Origin of the sequence: Nocardia sp. NPDC005825, assembly GCF_040630175.1 — a bacterium.
Taxonomy (GTDB): Bacteria; Actinomycetota; Actinomycetes; order Mycobacteriales; family Mycobacteriaceae; genus Nocardia.
The window spans coordinates 182,453-198,798 of record NZ_JBEXXC010000010.1 but is presented as its reverse complement, the minus strand read 5'-3'; the positions used below and the strand labels follow the sequence as shown (position 1 = coordinate 198,798).

Genomic DNA, 16,346 nt, shown 5'->3' with positions numbered 1-16,346 from the left:
GCGCGGCGGCGCGCCTCGCACTGCTGGGTACCCGAGAGGTCTACGGTTGCGTCTCGTGACACCGCTCGACTTCCGCGACGGCGCTGCCCCGACCCCGGAGCCCGAAGAACCAGCCCGGTTCCGCGCCGCGGTCGAGGCCATGGGAACCGCGTCAGTGCATCCCCGCATCGAACTCGCACCGATCCGCCCGCCCCAGCGCCTGGCCCCGTACTCCTACGCCCTCGGGGCGGAAGTCACGCGACCCGACAGCAATGTGGTGCCTGTCGACTCCGACGGGGACGCGTTCGGCCGCCTGATCCTGCTGCACGACCCGGCCGGGCAGGACGCCTGGCACGGCGTGTTCCGCTTGGTCGCGTACTGCCAGGCCGATATCGACTCCGCGCTCGCCGCGGACCCGCTGCTGCCCGAGGTGGCGTGGAGCTGGCTGGTCGACGCGCTCGACTCGCGCACCCCGTTCACCGCCCTGGGCGGCACGGTGACCGCCACCAGCTCGGTCCGCTACGGCGACATCGCCGGGCCGCCGCGCGCCCACCAGCTCGAGGTACGGGCCTCCTGGACCGTCACCGACACCAACCTGCGCCCCCACGTGGAGGCGTTCTGCGAGGTGCTGGCGTACGCGGCCGGGCTGCCGCCCGCCGGGGTCACCCGGCTGGACGTGCGCCGGGGCGAGGGCACCGAGTAGATTGCGGCCCCGGTCGCGCCCACGGATCGCCGAATTCCCGCCCGTCCGGGCGGGAAACCCCCTCCCGCCTGCGAGAACATCTGTACTGCAACGAAATCGACAGCCGGTGAGTACGATTCCCCATGGCCCGACGCAGTGTCACGGCCGGTCGTTTCACCGACGTGACGCGGCTCGCGCTTGCCCAACCCGTAGAGTTCAAGACCATGTCCGTACCAGATGAACCCGAAGCCACTGCCGCGGTACCGTTGCTCGCGCCAGTGGACGGTGTACCGCCGGTACTGGACTCTGCCACCGAAGTGGCCGCGGCCGCCCGCCGCCTCGCCGCCGGCACCGGCCCGCTCGCGGTCGACGCCGAGCGCGCCTCCGGCTTCCGCTACTCCAATCGCGCCTACCTGATCCAGCTGCGCCGCGAAGGCGCCGGCAGCTTCCTCATCGACCCCATCCCGGTCGACGGCGACCTGGCCCCGCTCGCGGACGCCATCAACGGCCTGGAATGGGTGCTGCACTCCGCCGACCAGGACCTGCCCGGGCTCGCCGAACTCGGGCTGTACCCGGCCGAACTGTTCGACACCGAGCTGGGCGGAAGGCTGGCCGGATACGAGCGGGTCGGGCTCGCCGCCATGGTCGAGAAGCTGCTGGGCCGCGAACTGAGGAAGGGCCACGGCGCGGCCGACTGGTCCACCCGCCCGCTGCCCGACGACTGGCTGAACTACGCCGCCCTCGACGTCGAGCTACTCCTCGAACTGCGCGCCGCCGTCGCCGCCGACCTGTCCGACCAGGGCAAATCCGAGTGGGCCGCACAGGAATTCGAGCACGTCCGCACCGCCGAACCCTCCGGCCCCAAGGCCGACCGCTGGCGGCGCACCTCCGGCATCCACACCCTGCGCCGCACCCGCCAGCTCGCCATCGTCCGCGAACTATGGACGACCCGCGACCGCCTGGCCCGCCTGCGCGACGTGGCGCCGGCCCGCATCCTCCCCGACTCGGCCATCGTCTCCGCCGCCACCAGCGAGCCCAAGACCATCGCCGCCCTGCGCGCCCTGCCGATCTTCGGCGGCCCCCGCCAGCGCCGCTACTCCCGCGAATGGCTCGGCGCCGTCGAACGCGCCCGCGCCCTCCCCGACACCGAGCTCCCCCCGCTCACCCAGCCCTTCGACGGCCCGCCCCCGGTCAACCGCTGGGAACGCCGCGACCCGGCCGCCGCCGCCCGCCTGCAACGCGCCCGCGCCGCCATGACCGAACTCTCCACCGAGGTCGCCGTCCCCGTCGAGAACCTCCTCACCCCCGACCTGCTCCGCCGCATGTGCTGGGACGGCCTCCCCAAGTCCGTCACCAACGGCGGGGCGCCCACCCTCATCGAGGACTTCCTCTCCGCCGGCGGCGCCCGCCCCTGGCAGCGCGCCCTCACCGTGCCGCGCCTCAGCGAAGCCCTCTACCCGAAGGCGTAGCGGCAGCCTCGCCGAGCCGACCGCCCCCGGCTCTGTGGCCCAAAGAAGTTGGGGCACACCGATTTTGCGGAACAAGGGCAACTCACATTTGGCGGACGTTAGATTCTGTCGACCCCGAACCCAGGGGATGGACAAGGAGCTCACGAATGCCGAACACGAATCGGACCCTTCGACATATCGGTTGGGGCGCAACGACTTTGGCCGTTGGTGCGGCGGTCATCGCGGCGACCGCACCGACAGCCCTCGCCGAGGTGGGGCCGGTCACGGTCGTGGCGTGCCCGGCGAACCCCTCGTCGACAACACCGTGCGTGACACCGACTTCGTATTTCGTGGGCCAGGCCTACACGATCAGCGCCACGTACCAGCCGAACCTCGGCGGGCAGAGCAGCAGCGATCCGACGGCCTTCGCCTATGTGGACGCCTTCGACAATGGCGCCTGCGTCGCGGGCATCATGGCGGTGAGCGACAACGACTACCACAACTACACGGCCATCACCTGGGTTCCGAAGACCCCCGGAAAGCACACAATCAGAGTGATGCAGTACGGCAACTTCGCCGACGCCACGATCACGGTGCTCGACGCGCCGCCGGGGTCGGTCACCGTGACGCCGCCGGCACAGAACGCCTGCCACGGGGACGGCACGATCTCCGGCAGCGCCGCGCTCCCCAAGATCGTTCTCCCCAGTGCGGGCAGCTCGAAGCTGTTCCCGACCGGTAGCTTCGACCAGCTCTTCCCGACCGGCAGCGCCACCCGCCAGTGATCCTGTCCCTCGGCTCGGCAGGGAGCCGAGGGGCCCGGGCCGCCGGTCAGTCCAGGAAGTTGGGTGGGCGGCGGTCGCGGCGGGCACGGACGGCCTCGTCGAAGTTCTCGGTGGTGAGGCGGACGTAGAGCTGGGCCATGCCCTCGGTCTGCATGTGGGATTCGAAGCTGCCGGCTTCCAGGCCGCTCCACAGCAGGCGCTTGGTGAGTTCGCCGCCGCTGCGGCTCCAGCGCAGGATCTGGTCGGCGGTGTCGTAGGCGGCCTCGAGGAGTTTGTCGCCGGGGACCACGCGGGAGACGATGCCGATGCGCTCGGCCTCGGCGGCATCGACGTCGCGACCGGTCAGCATGATCTCGAAGGCGCGGGTCGAGCCGATGGCGCGCGGGAGCGTGTAGCTGATGCCGAGTTCGGCGGCGGTGAGGCCGTTGTTGATGCCCGCGGCGCGGAAGTACGCGTCCTCCGAGGCGATCCGGATGTCGGTGCCCATGGCCAGACAGAAGCCGCCACCGATGGCCGCGCCGTTGATGGCGCTGATCACCGGCTGGTGCATGCGCTTGATCGTGAGCATCACATTGTCGAGCAGTTCCATCGAGCGACGGCCGATCGTGGTGCGCGTCAAGCCCTCTACACCCGGCACCTTGCCCGCGTGCTGCAGATCCGCGCCCGAACAGAAGCCGTGCCCGGCGCCGGTGAGGACGACCACGCGCACCTCGTTGTCGGCGGAGACCTCCTCGAGCGCCTCGCGCAGCGGCACCATGACATCGAACGCCATGGCGTTCATCCGCTCCGGCCGATTCAACGTGACCAGCGCGATCTGGGGACGCGGCTTCTCGACCAGCACAAACGACATCCGAACTCCTGACCAGGAAACTGTAACCTGTTACAGAATCTACGCGAGAAGTCCAGCTCCGCCTAGAAAAACGGACCCGCGATCCGAGGATCGCGGGTCCGTGAGCTGCGAGCCGGTCACCCGGCCGCGGTCCGCCTCGTCATTCGGCGGCGGGCAGCAGCGCCTCGGCGAGATCATCACCGGAGGTCGCGAGGTCGCCGGTCGCGACCGCACCGAGCCAGCCGTGCACGCGCTGCGCCACCTCACCGGGCACCAGGCCCAGATCCTGGTGGATCTTGCCGCGCGCGGAGTGGTCCAGGAAGTGCTGCGGCACACCGAGATCGCGGGCGGGCACATCGACACCCGCGCTGCGCAGCCGCGCGGACACCGTCGAACCGATACCGCCGTGCAGACCCGAATCCTCCAGGGTGACCACGAGCCGGTGGTTGCCGGCCAGCTTCACCAGCGTGTCCGAGACCGGCAGCACCCAGCGCGGGTCGACCACGGTCACCGAAACACCCTCGGCCGCCAGCAGATCCGCGACTTCGAGGGCGAGCCCGGCGAACGCGCCGACCGCCACCAGCAGCACATCCGCGTGCACCGAGTACGCGACATCACCCGTCTCGGGCAGCCGCAGCACGTCGACACCCTCGATACGTTCGACCGCCTCGATCTCCTCGACGGCGACGCCCTTCGGGAAACGAATCGCGGTGGGACCGTCGCTGACGTGCAGGGCCTCCCCCAGCTCCTCGCGCAGGCGCACCGCGTCACGCGGCGCCGCGACCCGGATGCCGGGCACGATGCCGAGCACCGACAGATCCCACATGCCGTTGTGCGAGGCGCCGTCGTCACCGGTGATCCCGGCGCGGTCGAGCACCAGCGTCACCGGGAGCTTGAGCAGCGCCACATCCATGAGCAGCTGGTCGAAGGCGCGGTTGAGGAAGGTGGAGTAGATGGCCACCACCGGGTGCAGACCACCCAGGGCCATGCCGGCCGCGGAGGTCATGGCGTGCTGTTCGGCGATGCCGACATCGAACATGCGGTCCGGGAAGCGGTTTCCGAACGGGGTCAAACCGGTCGGTCCGGGCATGGCGGCGGTGATCGCCACGATGTCGTCCCGCTGCTCGGCCTGCGCGATCAGCTCCGCGGAGAACACCGAGGTCCAGCTCGGCGCGGACGGGCCGCCCACCGGCACACCGGTCTCCGGATCGATCCGGTTGATGGCGTGCATCTGATCGGCCTCGTGATCCTCGGCCGGTTTGTACCCGCGACCCTTCTGCGTCACCGCGTGCACGATGACCGGACCACCGAAGTCCTTGGCGCGACGCAGCGCCGCCTCCAACTGGACCTGATCGTGCCCGTCGACCGGGCCCACGTACTTCACGCCGAGATCGCTGAACAGCTCCTGCGGCGCGACCGCGTCCTTGATGCCGGTCTTGATGGCGTGCAGCATCGAGTACGCCGAATCCCCCACGCGCGGAATGCTCTGCACGATCCGCTTGGTGGCGTCGAGCGCGTGCTCGTAGGCGGGCTGGGTGCGCAGGCCCGCGAGCCGCTCGGCCAGACCGCCGATGGTCGGCGCGTAGGAACGGCCATTGTCGTTGACCACCACGATCACCGAGCGGTCCTGCCCGGCGGCGATATTGTTCAACGCCTCCCAGCACATGCCGCCGGTGAGCGCGCCGTCACCGACCACCGCGACCACATGCCGCTTCTGCCGGGTCAGCGCGAACGCCTTGGCCAGCCCGTCCGCGTAGGACAGTGAGGCCGACGCGTGCGAGGACTCCACCCAGTCATGGGCGCTCTCGGCGCGGCACGGATAACCCGACAGCCCGCCTTCCTTGCGCAGCGTGTCGAACCCGTCCTTGCGACCGGTGAGGATCTTGTGCACGTAGGCCTGATGCCCGGTGTCGAAGATGATCGGGTCGGCAGGCGAGTCGAAGACCCGGTGCAACGCGATGGTCAGCTCCACGACGCCGAGGTTCGGCCCGAGGTGCCCGCCGGTGACGGCGACCTTGCGCACCAGGAACTCGCGAATCTCCTCGGCCAGCTCCTGCAACTCCGGTACCGACAGCCGGCGCAGATCCTCGGGCATGTCGACCCGGGAAAGCACTCCCACGGCTATTGCTCCCTCCGGATGTCTCCTGTGTTTGCAACAGTCTACGGAGCCCTTTCCGGCCCCCGATGCCAGGAACGAAACACCACCTGCGACATCCGTAACAGATGTGAGGCTCAACACAGATTACGCCCGTTACGCTGGGCCTGTGGTCCCCTCCGGCGGCGTCGTGGCCCGCATCATCGAGGAAGTGTACGAGCTCTGTCGCGCCGACACGTCGGGAACGCTCGCCGACTACATTCCCGAACTCGCCGCCGTGCAACCCGATTCGTTCGGCATCTGCCTGGCAACCGCGGACGGGCGCGTCTACGGCAGCGGAGATCTGGACGCCGCCTTCACGATTCAATCGATCTCCAAGCCCTTCACCTACGCGCTCGCGCTCGCCGACCAGGGGTTGGCCGAGGTGGCGCGGCGCATCGACGTGGAGCCGACCGGCGAGCCGTTCAACGAGATCAGCCTCGACCCGCAGACCCAGCGGCCGCGCAATCCGATGATCAACGCCGGGGCCATCGCGGCGGCCGGACTCGTCAAGGGGACCGACGCCGCTGACCGATTCGCCCGAATCCGGCGCAGTTACAGCCGATTCGCCGGGCGCGGACTCACCATGAACGAGGACGTGTACGCCTCCGAGGCGCGCACCGGATACCGCAATCGCGCCATCGGGTATCTGCTGCGCGGGGCCGACATCATCGACGTCGACCCGGACGAAGCGGTCGACCGCTACTTCCGGCAGTGCTCGATCGACGTCACCTGCCGCGATCTGGCCGTCATGGCCGCCACCCTCGCCAACAACGGCGTCAATCCGCTCACCCGGGAACGCGCCCTGACCGGACCGCTCGTCCAGCAGGTGCTCTCGGTCATGACCACCTGCGGCATGTACGACGCGGCCGGGGACTGGGTGACCACCGTCGGACTGCCCGCCAAAAGCGGTGTGGGCGGCGGCATCCTGGCGGTGCTGCCCGGACAGATCGGAATCGCGGTGTACTCACCACGATTGGACGCGCACGGCAGCAGCGTGCGCGGCGTCAAGGCGTGCCGGGAACTGTCGACCCGGCTGGGCCTGCACTTCCTGCACGTGACCCGGGCGGCGCACACCGCCATCCGGACCGCCTACACCGTCGCCGACGCGCCCTCCCGGCTGCGCCGCGACCCCGACGAACTCGCGGTGCTGCACGAATTCGGCGACCACGCGCGCATCTTCGAACTGAACGGCGACCTACTGTTCGCCGGAGCCGAATCCGCGGTGCGCGCCGTCGAGGACACCCCCGGCGAACTCGACGCCCTGGTGCTGGATCTGAAGGAGGTCGGGGACGTCAGCCCGATCGCGGTCCGCATGATCGAGGACCTGCGCGCCGAGCTGGCCGCCGCCGGTTGCCCTGTCGGGCTGGTCGATCCGGACGCCAAACTCGGACGGCTCGCCTCCAGCCTGAACCCCGCCGACGTGAACGGGCGGGTGTTCATCGACCGTGACGCCGCCACCGAATGGTGCGAACAACTCGTCCTCGACAAGCACCGGCCCGTCGGGCAGCAATGCCCCGCCGCCCTCACCGTCGACGAGCATCCCGCGCTCGCCGACATGCCCGCCGACGACCGGGAGCGGCTGGCGAAGGAATTCGAGACTCGCACCGTCGCCCGCGGCGAACTCATCGTGCCGCGCGACAGCCCGCGCTGCGGACTGTTCCTGATCCTCGACGGACGGGTCCGGTTCACCTTCACCGACCGCGACGACCGGCGGCACCGGCTGATCACCCTCACCCCGGGCATGTCGTTCGGGGAGACCTCCATGCTGGCGGACATGCGCTACGCCAACGACGTGTACGCCGAGACCACCGTCCGCCTGGCCGTGCTGCCGCCCGCGCGCTTCGATGAGCTGACCAGCCAGGCCCCGCAGATCAAACTCGCGCTCCTGGAACGACTGGCGGTCGCCGCGTACGCCCAGGCCGACGCCGCGGTGCGGGCCGTCTCGGCGCACGGCGGGGTCTGACCTCCGCCACGCCCGGGCCCCCTTCGGGATGGCGATCCCGCTCGGCCACACCGCCGCCGATATCGCGGCACGCGTACGTCGGCGGGCGTACGCGGGATTACGCCAACGCGTGCAGGCGCGCCGCCGGGAACGCGCCTACGCTGGCGGACAACGAAATTCCTTCCCTCCGATGAGGCGGATGTCATGACCGATTTCGATCCCGCGGTCTACGGACCGCCCACCGTGCGTGTCGGCACCGCGGAACGCGAGCAGGCCGCCGCGGCGCTGGGTGAGCATTTCGCGGCCGGCCGCCTCGACCTCGCCGAATACGACGACCGGGTGGGACGCGCCTACGCCGCCAAGACCGCGGGCGAGCTGGCCGCGCTGTTCGGCGACCTACCCCGGCCGCAGCCCCCGGCACCGCAGGTCCAGGCCGCGCCACCCGCTCCGCGCCGCGCGCTGCCGCTGGTAACGGTCGGGGCAGGGGCGCTGGTGGTGCTCGCGTTCGTGTTCGCGATCGTCACCCATATCTTCCCGTTCTTCCTGTTCCCGGTGCTGTTCTTCGTGTTCGCGCGGGGCCGGCGCGGCTACGGCTATCACGGTCCGCGCTACCACCGCGGCTGACGGCTATGGTGGATCCGTGGGTGTATTCGGTGAACTGTTCCCCGGCAAGAAGCTCGAAGACGACGGCAGCGAGGACGGCGGCGGCCAGCTGCACCAGCCGCGCGTGAGTCTCGACCTGGACGCGGGAGTCATCCGCGTGTCCCCCGCGACCCCGCCCGCGCCGCCCGCCGACCCGGAAGCGCCCGCCGAGCACGCCTGATACCCAGCCGCTAGGGTGGGCCCCGATAGGCGACGAGCCGGGACGAGGGGCGAAACACCGTGACGGACAACCATGATCAGTGGCGCAACCCCGACAGCCCGGCGACACCCGCGCACGCCCCGCAGGACCCGAACCGCGCCTGGGGCGAGCAGCCGACCACGAATTACCCTGGGCACCAGCCGATAACGCCGGACCCGACCATGGTCCACCCGGGCTACGACCCGACGGCCGTGCACCCCGGACAAGCGCCCGTCCCGAATCACCCTGGCTACGAACCGACCGCCGTGTACCCCGGCCAGAACCCGGTGCCCAACCAGCCCGGCTACGAGCCCACGGCAGTGCACCCCGGCCAGACACCGGTTCCGAATCATCCTGGCTACGAACCGACTGCGGTCTACCCGGGGCAAGCGCCGATCCCGAACCACCCCGGTTATGAACCGACCGCGGTCTACCCCGGGCAGGCACCGGTCCCGAACCAGTCCGGATACGAGCCGACGGCGGTATACACCGGGCAGCAGCCGATTCCGGGATACCCGGGGCAGGATCCGACGGCGATCTACCCCGGTCAGTCTGTTCCCGGTTACCCGTCCGGCGCGTACACGGGTCAGGAGTCGGTGCCGAATTACTTTGGCCAGCAGCCTGTTCCGGGGTACGGCCAGCCGCAGCCCACGCCGGGCGGCGGCGGCAATCGGACCTGGATCGTGTTGGCCGCCGTCCTGGCCGTGATCGTGGTGGTCGGCGGCGGGATCGCGGCGTACGCGCTGACCCGGGACTCGTCGAGTTCCACCACCGCCGCGACCAGCACTACCCCGGGCCCGGCTCCCACCAGCCGATCCGGAGGTCCGTCGACCGGGCCGTCAAAGTCCGGTGCGCCCAAGCCGGGCGCGGGGACGGTGGTCGTGCCGGCCTACGGCGTCAGCTACGACGTGCCGAACGGCTGGACCGTGGGCGACCCGTCCGCCACCGTGCCGCAGACCGGGATCGACGGCACCTTCACCGGCCACGGCAAGGCCACCGAGGGCGGCGGCTACTGCCCCGGCTCGGCGTACCGCTCGCTCGCCTACGTCACCCGCGCCGACGGCAGCGATCCCGCCGCGGCCGCGCTGAAGGTCGCGAAGATCTCCGCCCAGGGCGGCTACATGGACAAGTCCGGCGGCGCCGCGAGCGCGCCCACCGCGGTGACCACCAAGAGCGGCATCGCCGGCCAGCAGGTGGAGACCTCCGGCAGCTGGAAGCCCGACCCGGCCGGCTGCACCACGACCACCTACTCGATCTACACCTTCGCCTTCACCGGCCCCAAGAACGCCCTGCTGGTGCTGGCCATCCTCGCCGACCGCGGCACCACCGGCGAACTCGCCGCCGACCAGGCCAAGCAGATCATCGCCAGCGTCCGCACCTCCTGACCCCTACGCTGACCCCATGGCCACCATGGACGACGACGCCATCGCCGACGCCTTCCTCGTCGAAGTGCAGCCCTACTCGGTGCCGGTGATCCTCGAGGAATACGACCCGGAATGGCCCGCCCGGTACGAGGCCGAGGCCGAGGCGATCCGCGAAGCGCTGGGCGCGAAGGTCTTATGTCTCGAGCACACCGGTTCCACCTCCGTCCCGGGTCTGGCCGCCAAGCCAATCATCGACATGCTGCTGCTGGTCGCCGACACCGCCGACGAAACCGCCTACGTCCCGGCCCTCGAAGCGCTCGGCTTCACCCTGCGCGTGCGCGAACCGGACTGGTTCGAGCACCGCTGCCTGGTCCGCCGGGTCGAGGACGGCGCACCCCACAGCGTCAACCTGCACGTTTTCTCCCCGGACCGCGCCGCCTCCGAAATCGAGCGCATCCTCGCCTTCCGCGACCGCCTGCGCACCCACGACGACGAGCGCGCCCGGTACGAGCGCGCCAAACGCGAACTCGCGCAACGCCGGTGGAAGTACGTGCAGCACTACGCCAATGCCAAGAGCGACGTTATCGAGGAGATCGTCGCGCGCGCCCTCGACGCCCGCTGAATCGCGATCCATAGACTGGGGCGATGCCGCTCGTCGAGGTGACCCACAAGGCCGAACTGCCCGAGACGGTGCTGCGGGAGCTGGGTAAATGGTTGCCGCATCTGGTGTCGCTGGCGGTCGAATGCCCCGAGGAGCCTTATGACGAGGACCTGCAGCCCGGGGATGTGGAGATCCGTTTCCGGCCCTTGGGCAAGTTCGACCGGTCGGGGCTGGACGTGGTCATCGAGGTTCGGTCGAAGTTCTTCGAGAGCCGGGCCACGAACCGGCAGGAGCGTTGTGACCGGCTGCTGGCCGATATCGAGAAGTTCGTCGACGCCACGATCGGCGTGTATCTGACGCTGCCCGTGGCCGCGTGGGCGCAGACCGAGTAGCCGTTCACCGGGATCTTTCCATCAGTATTTCAATCACTGATTGAATTGCTGTTTGAATCGTGTTTCACTGCTTGGCATGGTCGAGAAGGTGTCCGCGGGTACGCGGGAACGGCTGATCGGCGCGGCGGAGCAACTGCTGCTGACCGAGCCGTACGACGAGGTGTCCGTGCGGGCGGTGTGCGCGGCGGCCGGGGCCAATCCGGCGGCCGTGCACTACCACTTCGGGTCCAAGGAGGCGCTGGTCGGCGCGCTCATCGAGGATCGACTCGGGCCGCTGTGGGCCGAGGGACTGGCCGAGGCGCGGGGCGGACGTGATTCGGTGCCCGCGGTGGTGGACGCCATCCTCGCGCCGTTCGTCACGCTGGCCGAGGATCCGCTGGGGCGCTTGCACTTACGGCTGCTGGCCCGCTTCGTCCTGGGACGGCATCTGACCACCTGGCGTGGGCCGTGGTTCCAGATGGATGCCTGGGCGCCGCTACTGCCGGAACTGTCCCGGGGCCAGGCCGCGCAGCGCTGGATGCTGGCCTTCGACTTGATCATCATGCGATTCGGCGCACCCGAGATCGAGGATCACGGCATGCCGGAATCGGCGCTCACGGCCCTGCGCACCTTCGTGGTGGCCGGACTCACCGCATCGGGAGAACAACCATGAACGACATCTTCGCACCGGCGACACTCGGCCCGATCACCTTGCGCAACAGGGTGATCAAGGCCGCCACCTTCGAGGGCCGCACCCCCGAGGCGCTGGTCACCCCCGAGCTCATCGACTTCCATCGCGAGGTCGCCGCGGGCGGGGTCGGCATGACCACGGTCGCCTACTGCGCGGTCGCGCCGGGCGGGCGCACCGACCGGCACCAGATCTGGATGCGGCCCGAAGCCGTCGCCGGACTGCGGGAACTCACCGACGCCGTGCACGCCGAGGGCGCGGCCGCCAGCGCCCAGATCGGGCACGCCGGACCGGTCGCCAACGCGGCCTCCAACCGGGTTCCCGCGCTGTCGCCGAGCCCGATGTTCAGCCCGCTGAGCATGAAGACCATGAAGGTGCCCGGCGACGCCGAGATCCGCGAATTGATCAAGGCCCACGCGCAGGCCGCGCTGCTGGCCGAGCAGGCCGGGTTCGACGCCGTCGAGATCCACTTCGGCCACAACTATCTGGTCAGCTCGTTCCTGAGCCCGCTGCTCAACCGTCGCCGCGATCAGTGGGGCGGCAGCCTGGTCAACCGAGCCCGGCTCGCCCGCGAAATCGCCCGCGCCGTACGGGAAGCCGTCGGTGGCCGGCTCGCGGTGACCGCCAAGCTGAACATGGAGGACGGCCGCCGCGGCGGACTCACCATCCCCGAGAGCCTGCAGGTCGCGGCCTGGCTGGAGGCCGACGGCACCCTCGACGCCCTCGAATTGACCGCGGGCAGTTCGCTGCTCAATCCGATGCTGCTGTTCCACGGCGACGCGCCGCGCAAGGAGTTCGCCGAGGTCCTGCCCGGCCCGGCCCGGCTGGGATTCAAGGTGGTCGGGCGGGCCTTCCTCAAGGAGTACCCGTACCAGGAGGCCTACCTGCTCGAGCGGGCCCGTCAGTTCCGCCGCGAACTGTCCATGCCGCTGATCCTGTTGGGCGGCATCACCAATCTCGACACCATGAACCTGGCCCGGACCGAGGGCTTCGAATTCGTCGCCATGGGGCGCGCACTGCTGCGCGAACCGAACCTGTTGCGGCGCATCGAATCCGAGGCGTCCACCCAGTCCGCGTGCGTGCACTGCAACAAGTGCATGCCGACCATCTACACCGGCACCCGGTGCGTGTTCCGGCCGGAGCACACCCTGATCGATCTCGACGGAAAGCGACAGCAGGCATGAGTGGACGGCTCGACGGGCGCGTAGCCCTGATCAGTGGCGGCGCATCGGGAATGGGCGCGTCGCACGCGCGCGCGTTCGTCGCCGAGGGCGCCTCGGTGCTCATCGGCGACATCTCCGACGAGGCCGGAGCGAAGCTGGCCGCCGAACTCGGTGACGCGGCGGCGTTCATCCACCTCGACGTGACCAGCGCCGCGGACTGGCGGGTCGCCGTGGACACGGCCGTCGAACGGTTCGGGAAGCTGAACGTGCTGGTCAACAATGCCGGCATCCTCGACTTCGGGCCGATCGGCGAATACACCGAAGAACAGTGGCAGCGCGCGCTTTCCATCAATCTGACGGGACCGTTCCTGGGCCTGACCGCCGCCCGTGACGCCCTGGTGGCGGCGCGGCCGGCCTCGGTGGTGAACATCTCCTCGGCCGCCGGGATCCAGGGAGTGCCGGGCGCGCACGCCTACACCGCCTCGAAATTCGGGGTGCGCGGGCTGACCAAGTCCGCCGCGATCGAGCTCGCCCCGCACGGGGTTCGGGTGAATTCCGTGCACCCGGGCGGGATCCTGACCCCGATGATCGGCGTGCCCGAGGGCACCACCGCCGATCGCGCGGCCAATCCCCTGGCCCGCCTCGGCACGCCCCAGGAAGTCACCGACGTGGTCGTCTTCCTGGCCAGCCAGGAATCGAGCTACTGCAACGCCGCCGAATTCGTCGTCGACGGCGGCATGACGGCCGGTCGGCCCGTCTAACCTTCCGTTCGAGTGGCGCACCGCGGAGGGATTCACCCGAATCCTCCTCCGCGGTGCGCCATTCGGCGTTGTGCCTACTGCTCGTAGGTCGCCAGGAAGCGGCCGATGCGCTCGATGATCGCTTCGAGCTCATCGGCGTGCGGCAGCGTCACGATCCGGAAGTGGTCGGGGCGCGGCCAATTGAAGCCGGTGCCCTGCACGATGTGGATCTTCTCGCGCAGCAGCAGATCCAGGACGAACTGCTCGTCGTCGTGGATCTTGTACATGTTCAGGTCGATGCGCGGGAAGGCGTACAGCGCGCCCTTGGGCTTCACGCACGAGATGCCCGGGATCGCGTTGAGCGCCTCCCACGCCCGGTCGCGCTGCTCGCGCAGGCGGCCGCCGGGCAGGGTCAGGTCGTAGATGCTCTGGTGTCCGCCGAGGGCGGCCTGGATCGCCTGCTGCGCGGGCACATTCGCGCACAGGCGCAGACCGGCCAGCATGGTCAGGCCCTCGAGGTAGTTCTCGGCGTGCTCGACCGGGCCGGAGACGACCAGCCAGCCGCCGCGGAAACCGGCGGCGCGGTAGGACTTCGAGAGTCCGGAGAAAGTCAGGCACAGCACGTCCGGGGCCAGGGCGGCCGTGGCGGTGTGCTCGAGGTCGTCGTAGAGGATCTTGTCGTAGATCTCGTCGGAAAACACGACCAGGTTGTGGCGGCGCGCCAGCTCCAGCATCTGGCGCACCACCTCGGGCGAGTACACGGCGCCGGTGGGGTTGTTCGGGTTGATGATGACCAGGGCGCGGGTGCGGTCGGTGATCTTGGACTCGATATCGGCCAGATCCGGCATCCAGTCGGCCTGCTCGTCACAGATGTAGTGCACGGGGCGGCCGCCGTTGAGCGCGGTGGCGGCGGTCCAGAGCGGGAAATCCGGTGCCGGAACCAGGACTTCGTCGCCGTTCTCCAGCAGCGCGGTCATGGCCATCATGATCAATTCGGAGACGCCGTTGCCGAGGAAGACCTGCTCGACGTCGATCTCGCTCAGACCCAGGGTCTGGTAGTACTGCACCACCGCGCGGCGCGCAGAGAGCAGGCCCTTGGACGAGGAGTAGCCGCTGGACTGGGGCAGGTTGCGGACCATGTCCTGGAGGAGTTCGGCGGGTGCTTCGAAGCCGAAGGGCAGTGGGTTACCGGTATTGAGCTTCACGACGTGATGCCCCTCGGCTTCCAGCCGTGCGGCATGCTCGGCGACCGGTCCACGGATCTCGTAGGACACGCCCGACAGCTTGCTCGACTGCTTCACCTGCATGAACGACCTCTTCTCGGTGTGGTTGCCGCACACTCTACTTGGAATTTCCAAGTTTGCACTTGGTATTTCCAAGTTGTTGGTTACAGTGGGATCGTGCCACGCCGAAGCTATGACCACTACTGCACCGTGAGCCGCGCCCTCGACATCGTCGGCGACCGGTGGAATCTGCTGGTGGTCCGCGAACTCTGTTCGGGCCCGCGCCGCTACAGCGACCTGTTCGCCGACCTGCCCGGCATCAGCACCGACGTGCTGGCCGCCCGGCTCAAGGACCTCGAGCGTGACGGGATTCTCACCAAACGCCGCATCGGGCCGCGGGCGGGCACCGCGCTCTACGAACTCACCGACTCCGGCGCGGCGCTGCGACCGGTCCTCGACACCCTCTCGGCCTGGGGTACCGCCCAGCTCGGGGAGCAGCGCGCCACCGACGCCGTCCGCGCCCACTGGTTCGCGCTCCCCCTCGGGCGGGCCGTCGCCGAACTCGTCCCCACCGGCACGGTCACGGTGCGCATCGGCGACACCGCCTTCCACTACGTGATCACCGAGACCGGCCTCACCCACCACGACGGACCGGCCGACGCGCCCGACCTGGACCTGCGGCTCGATCTGGCCGCGGCGAGCGAGATCGCCACGGGCGCACGCTCACTCGCCGACACCCTCGCCGAGGCCACGGGCAGCGGACATCCGGCAGCCTGACGCGGGCCGTCCGCGCGGCACGGGCGAGCGGTCACCCGGCGTCGGTAGCATCGGCTGGGTTGCGCCCGCATCGACCGAGGAGGACCGCGTGACCAGCGACAACGTCGGCACCATCACGATGATCGGATCCGGGAGCGCCAGTGCGACACCGGACATCATGCGGGTCGCCATCTCCGTGGACACCCGCGCCGACACCGTGGCCGCGGCCTACGCCCGCGCCGGGGAACGGGCCGACGCGGTGATCCAGTCGCTGCGCGGGGACGGGGTGCACGGGCGCGACATCTCCACCAGCGGGCTGACCGTGCGGGCGGACACCGTGTGGACCGACGGCAATCGGGAAAAACTGGTCGGGTACTCGGCGGGGACGTCGCTGACCGTGACACTGCGCGATATCGCCGGGCCCGACGGGGAAGCCGAGTCAGGCAAGGACGGCGGGCCCGCCGCGATCATCGCCCACGCCGTCGCCGCCGGAGGTGACGATGTGCGCCTCGGCGGACTGACGCTGACCGTGGCCGATGAGGAATCGCTGATGGTCCGCGCCCGCGACGAGGCCTGGGACCACGCGGTCAGCAAGGCCGAACAGTACGTGTCGCGGGCGGGCCGCAAGCTCGGTCCCGTCGTCGAGATCACCGAGAACATCTCGGGCCCGACCCCGGCCCCGCGCGTCGCCTTCGCGGCCGCCGCGAAAGCCGGAGGGGCCCCGGCCATGCCGGTGGAGCTCGGCGAGAGCGAGATGTCCACCAGCATCCGCGTCACCTGGCAGCTCGCCTAGCCACGCC

17 protein-coding genes are annotated in these 16,346 nt (G+C 69.8%); 14 read left to right on the top strand and 3 right to left on the bottom strand.

Going from position 1 to position 16,346, the window contains the following annotated elements; all coding sequences use genetic code 11:
- Positions 1–55 precede the first annotated feature (55 nt).
- From ABZ382_RS26080 to ABZ382_RS26070, 3 genes are all read left to right on the top strand, one after another.
- Positions 56–682 carry a DUF3000 domain-containing protein gene (locus ABZ382_RS26080; protein WP_357093771.1) on the top strand — a complete coding sequence of 209 codons (627 nt, stop codon included), beginning with the start codon at positions 56–58 and terminating at the stop codon, positions 680–682.
- A 203-nt stretch (positions 683–885) separates the two neighbouring features.
- Positions 886–2,130 (top strand): ribonuclease D, encoded by a 1,245-nt coding sequence (locus ABZ382_RS26075; protein ID WP_357093768.1) that lies wholly within the window; start codon positions 886–888, stop codon positions 2,128–2,130.
- Between the two features lie 146 nt (positions 2,131–2,276).
- Positions 2,277–2,891, top strand: a complete 615-nt coding sequence (locus ABZ382_RS26070) for a hypothetical protein (protein ID WP_357093765.1) — start codon at positions 2,277–2,279, stop codon at positions 2,889–2,891.
- Positions 2,892–2,937: 46 nt separating this feature from the next.
- On the opposite strand, the gene ABZ382_RS26065 is transcribed toward ABZ382_RS26070, so the two are convergent.
- On the bottom strand, positions 2,938–3,741 hold the full coding sequence (locus tag ABZ382_RS26065) for an enoyl-CoA hydratase (protein ID WP_357093762.1): 804 nt from the start codon (positions 3,739–3,741) through the stop codon (positions 2,938–2,940).
- A 139-nt stretch (positions 3,742–3,880) separates the two neighbouring features.
- Positions 3,881–5,839 (bottom strand): 1-deoxy-D-xylulose-5-phosphate synthase, encoded by a 1,959-nt coding sequence (gene dxs, locus ABZ382_RS26060; RefSeq protein ID WP_357093759.1) that lies wholly within the window; start codon positions 5,837–5,839, stop codon positions 3,881–3,883.
- A 145-nt stretch (positions 5,840–5,984) separates the two neighbouring features.
- On the opposite strand from dxs, the gene glsA reads away from it, so the two are divergent.
- The 9 genes from glsA (at position 5,985) to ABZ382_RS26015 (ending at position 13,588) form a co-directional block, all read left to right on the top strand.
- Positions 5,985–7,820: a glutaminase A gene (gene glsA / locus ABZ382_RS26055; RefSeq protein ID WP_357093755.1), complete on the top strand. Its 1,836-nt coding sequence runs from the start codon at positions 5,985–5,987 to the stop codon at positions 7,818–7,820.
- 183 nt (positions 7,821–8,003) lie between these two features.
- Complete coding sequence (locus tag ABZ382_RS26050; protein ID WP_357093752.1) at positions 8,004–8,423, top strand: DUF1707 domain-containing protein; 420 nt, start codon at positions 8,004–8,006, stop codon at positions 8,421–8,423.
- A 16-nt stretch (positions 8,424–8,439) separates the two neighbouring features.
- Positions 8,440–8,622 (top strand): hypothetical protein, encoded by a 183-nt coding sequence (locus ABZ382_RS26045; RefSeq protein ID WP_357093749.1) that lies wholly within the window; start codon positions 8,440–8,442, stop codon positions 8,620–8,622.
- 59 nt (positions 8,623–8,681) lie between these two features.
- The gene (locus tag ABZ382_RS26040) at positions 8,682–10,025 is read left to right on the top strand and encodes a hypothetical protein (RefSeq protein ID WP_357093746.1); all 1,344 of its coding nucleotides are present in this window, start codon (positions 8,682–8,684) and stop codon (positions 10,023–10,025) included.
- A 16-nt stretch (positions 10,026–10,041) separates the two neighbouring features.
- Entirely contained in the window at positions 10,042–10,626 is a 585-nt protein-coding gene (locus ABZ382_RS26035; RefSeq protein ID WP_357093743.1) for a GrpB family protein, read from the top strand.
- A gap of 23 nt (positions 10,627–10,649) precedes the next feature.
- Positions 10,650–10,997: a hypothetical protein gene (locus ABZ382_RS26030; protein ID WP_357093740.1), complete on the top strand. Its 348-nt coding sequence runs from the start codon at positions 10,650–10,652 to the stop codon at positions 10,995–10,997.
- A 76-nt stretch (positions 10,998–11,073) separates the two neighbouring features.
- Positions 11,074–11,649, top strand: a complete 576-nt coding sequence (locus ABZ382_RS26025; protein ID WP_357093737.1) for a TetR/AcrR family transcriptional regulator — start codon at positions 11,074–11,076, stop codon at positions 11,647–11,649.
- Positions 11,646–12,848 carry an NADH:flavin oxidoreductase gene (locus ABZ382_RS26020; RefSeq protein WP_357093734.1) on the top strand — a complete coding sequence of 401 codons (1,203 nt, stop codon included), beginning with the start codon at positions 11,646–11,648 and terminating at the stop codon, positions 12,846–12,848. The genes ABZ382_RS26025 and ABZ382_RS26020 overlap by 4 nt, the downstream gene beginning before the upstream one ends.
- Entirely contained in the window at positions 12,845–13,588 is a 744-nt protein-coding gene (locus tag ABZ382_RS26015; RefSeq protein ID WP_357093731.1) for an SDR family oxidoreductase, read from the top strand. The genes ABZ382_RS26020 and ABZ382_RS26015 overlap by 4 nt, the downstream gene beginning before the upstream one ends.
- Before the next feature lie 74 nt (positions 13,589–13,662).
- Here the strand turns inward: ABZ382_RS26015 and ABZ382_RS26010 are convergent, their stop codons facing one another.
- Positions 13,663–14,874 carry a pyridoxal phosphate-dependent aminotransferase gene (locus ABZ382_RS26010; protein ID WP_357093729.1) on the bottom strand — a complete coding sequence of 404 codons (1,212 nt, stop codon included), beginning with the start codon at positions 14,872–14,874 and terminating at the stop codon, positions 13,663–13,665.
- Positions 14,875–14,967: 93 nt separating this feature from the next.
- Between ABZ382_RS26010 and ABZ382_RS26005 the strand changes: the two genes are divergently transcribed.
- Together ABZ382_RS26005 and ABZ382_RS26000 are read left to right on the top strand one after the other, a co-directional pair.
- A complete protein-coding gene (locus ABZ382_RS26005; RefSeq protein WP_357093726.1) occupies positions 14,968–15,567 on the top strand; it encodes a helix-turn-helix domain-containing protein in 600 nt (199 codons plus the stop codon).
- Between the two features lie 88 nt (positions 15,568–15,655).
- On the top strand, positions 15,656–16,339 hold the full coding sequence (locus tag ABZ382_RS26000) for an SIMPL domain-containing protein (RefSeq protein ID WP_357093723.1): 684 nt from the start codon (positions 15,656–15,658) through the stop codon (positions 16,337–16,339).
- Positions 16,340–16,346 lie beyond the last annotated feature (7 nt).

Coding starts and splice junctions, on each gene's coding strand:
- ABZ382_RS26025 (WP_357093737.1), top strand. CDS start 11,074: ATGGTCGAGAAGGTGTCCGCGGGTACGCGGGAACGGCTGATCGGCGCG.
- ABZ382_RS26035 (WP_357093743.1), top strand. CDS start 10,042: ATGGCCACCATGGACGACGACGCCATCGCCGACGCCTTCCTCGTCGAA.
- ABZ382_RS26020 (WP_357093734.1), top strand. CDS start 11,646: ATGAACGACATCTTCGCACCGGCGACACTCGGCCCGATCACCTTGCGC.
- ABZ382_RS26075 (WP_357093768.1), top strand. CDS start 886: ATGTCCGTACCAGATGAACCCGAAGCCACTGCCGCGGTACCGTTGCTC.
- ABZ382_RS26070 (WP_357093765.1), top strand. CDS start 2,277: ATGCCGAACACGAATCGGACCCTTCGACATATCGGTTGGGGCGCAACG.
- ABZ382_RS26015 (WP_357093731.1), top strand. CDS start 12,845: ATGAGTGGACGGCTCGACGGGCGCGTAGCCCTGATCAGTGGCGGCGCA.
- ABZ382_RS26030 (WP_357093740.1), top strand. CDS start 10,650: ATGCCGCTCGTCGAGGTGACCCACAAGGCCGAACTGCCCGAGACGGTG.
- ABZ382_RS26010 (WP_357093729.1), bottom strand. CDS start 14,874: ATGCAGGTGAAGCAGTCGAGCAAGCTGTCGGGCGTGTCCTACGAGATC.
- ABZ382_RS26050 (WP_357093752.1), top strand. CDS start 8,004: ATGACCGATTTCGATCCCGCGGTCTACGGACCGCCCACCGTGCGTGTC.
- ABZ382_RS26065 (WP_357093762.1), bottom strand. CDS start 3,741: ATGTCGTTTGTGCTGGTCGAGAAGCCGCGTCCCCAGATCGCGCTGGTC.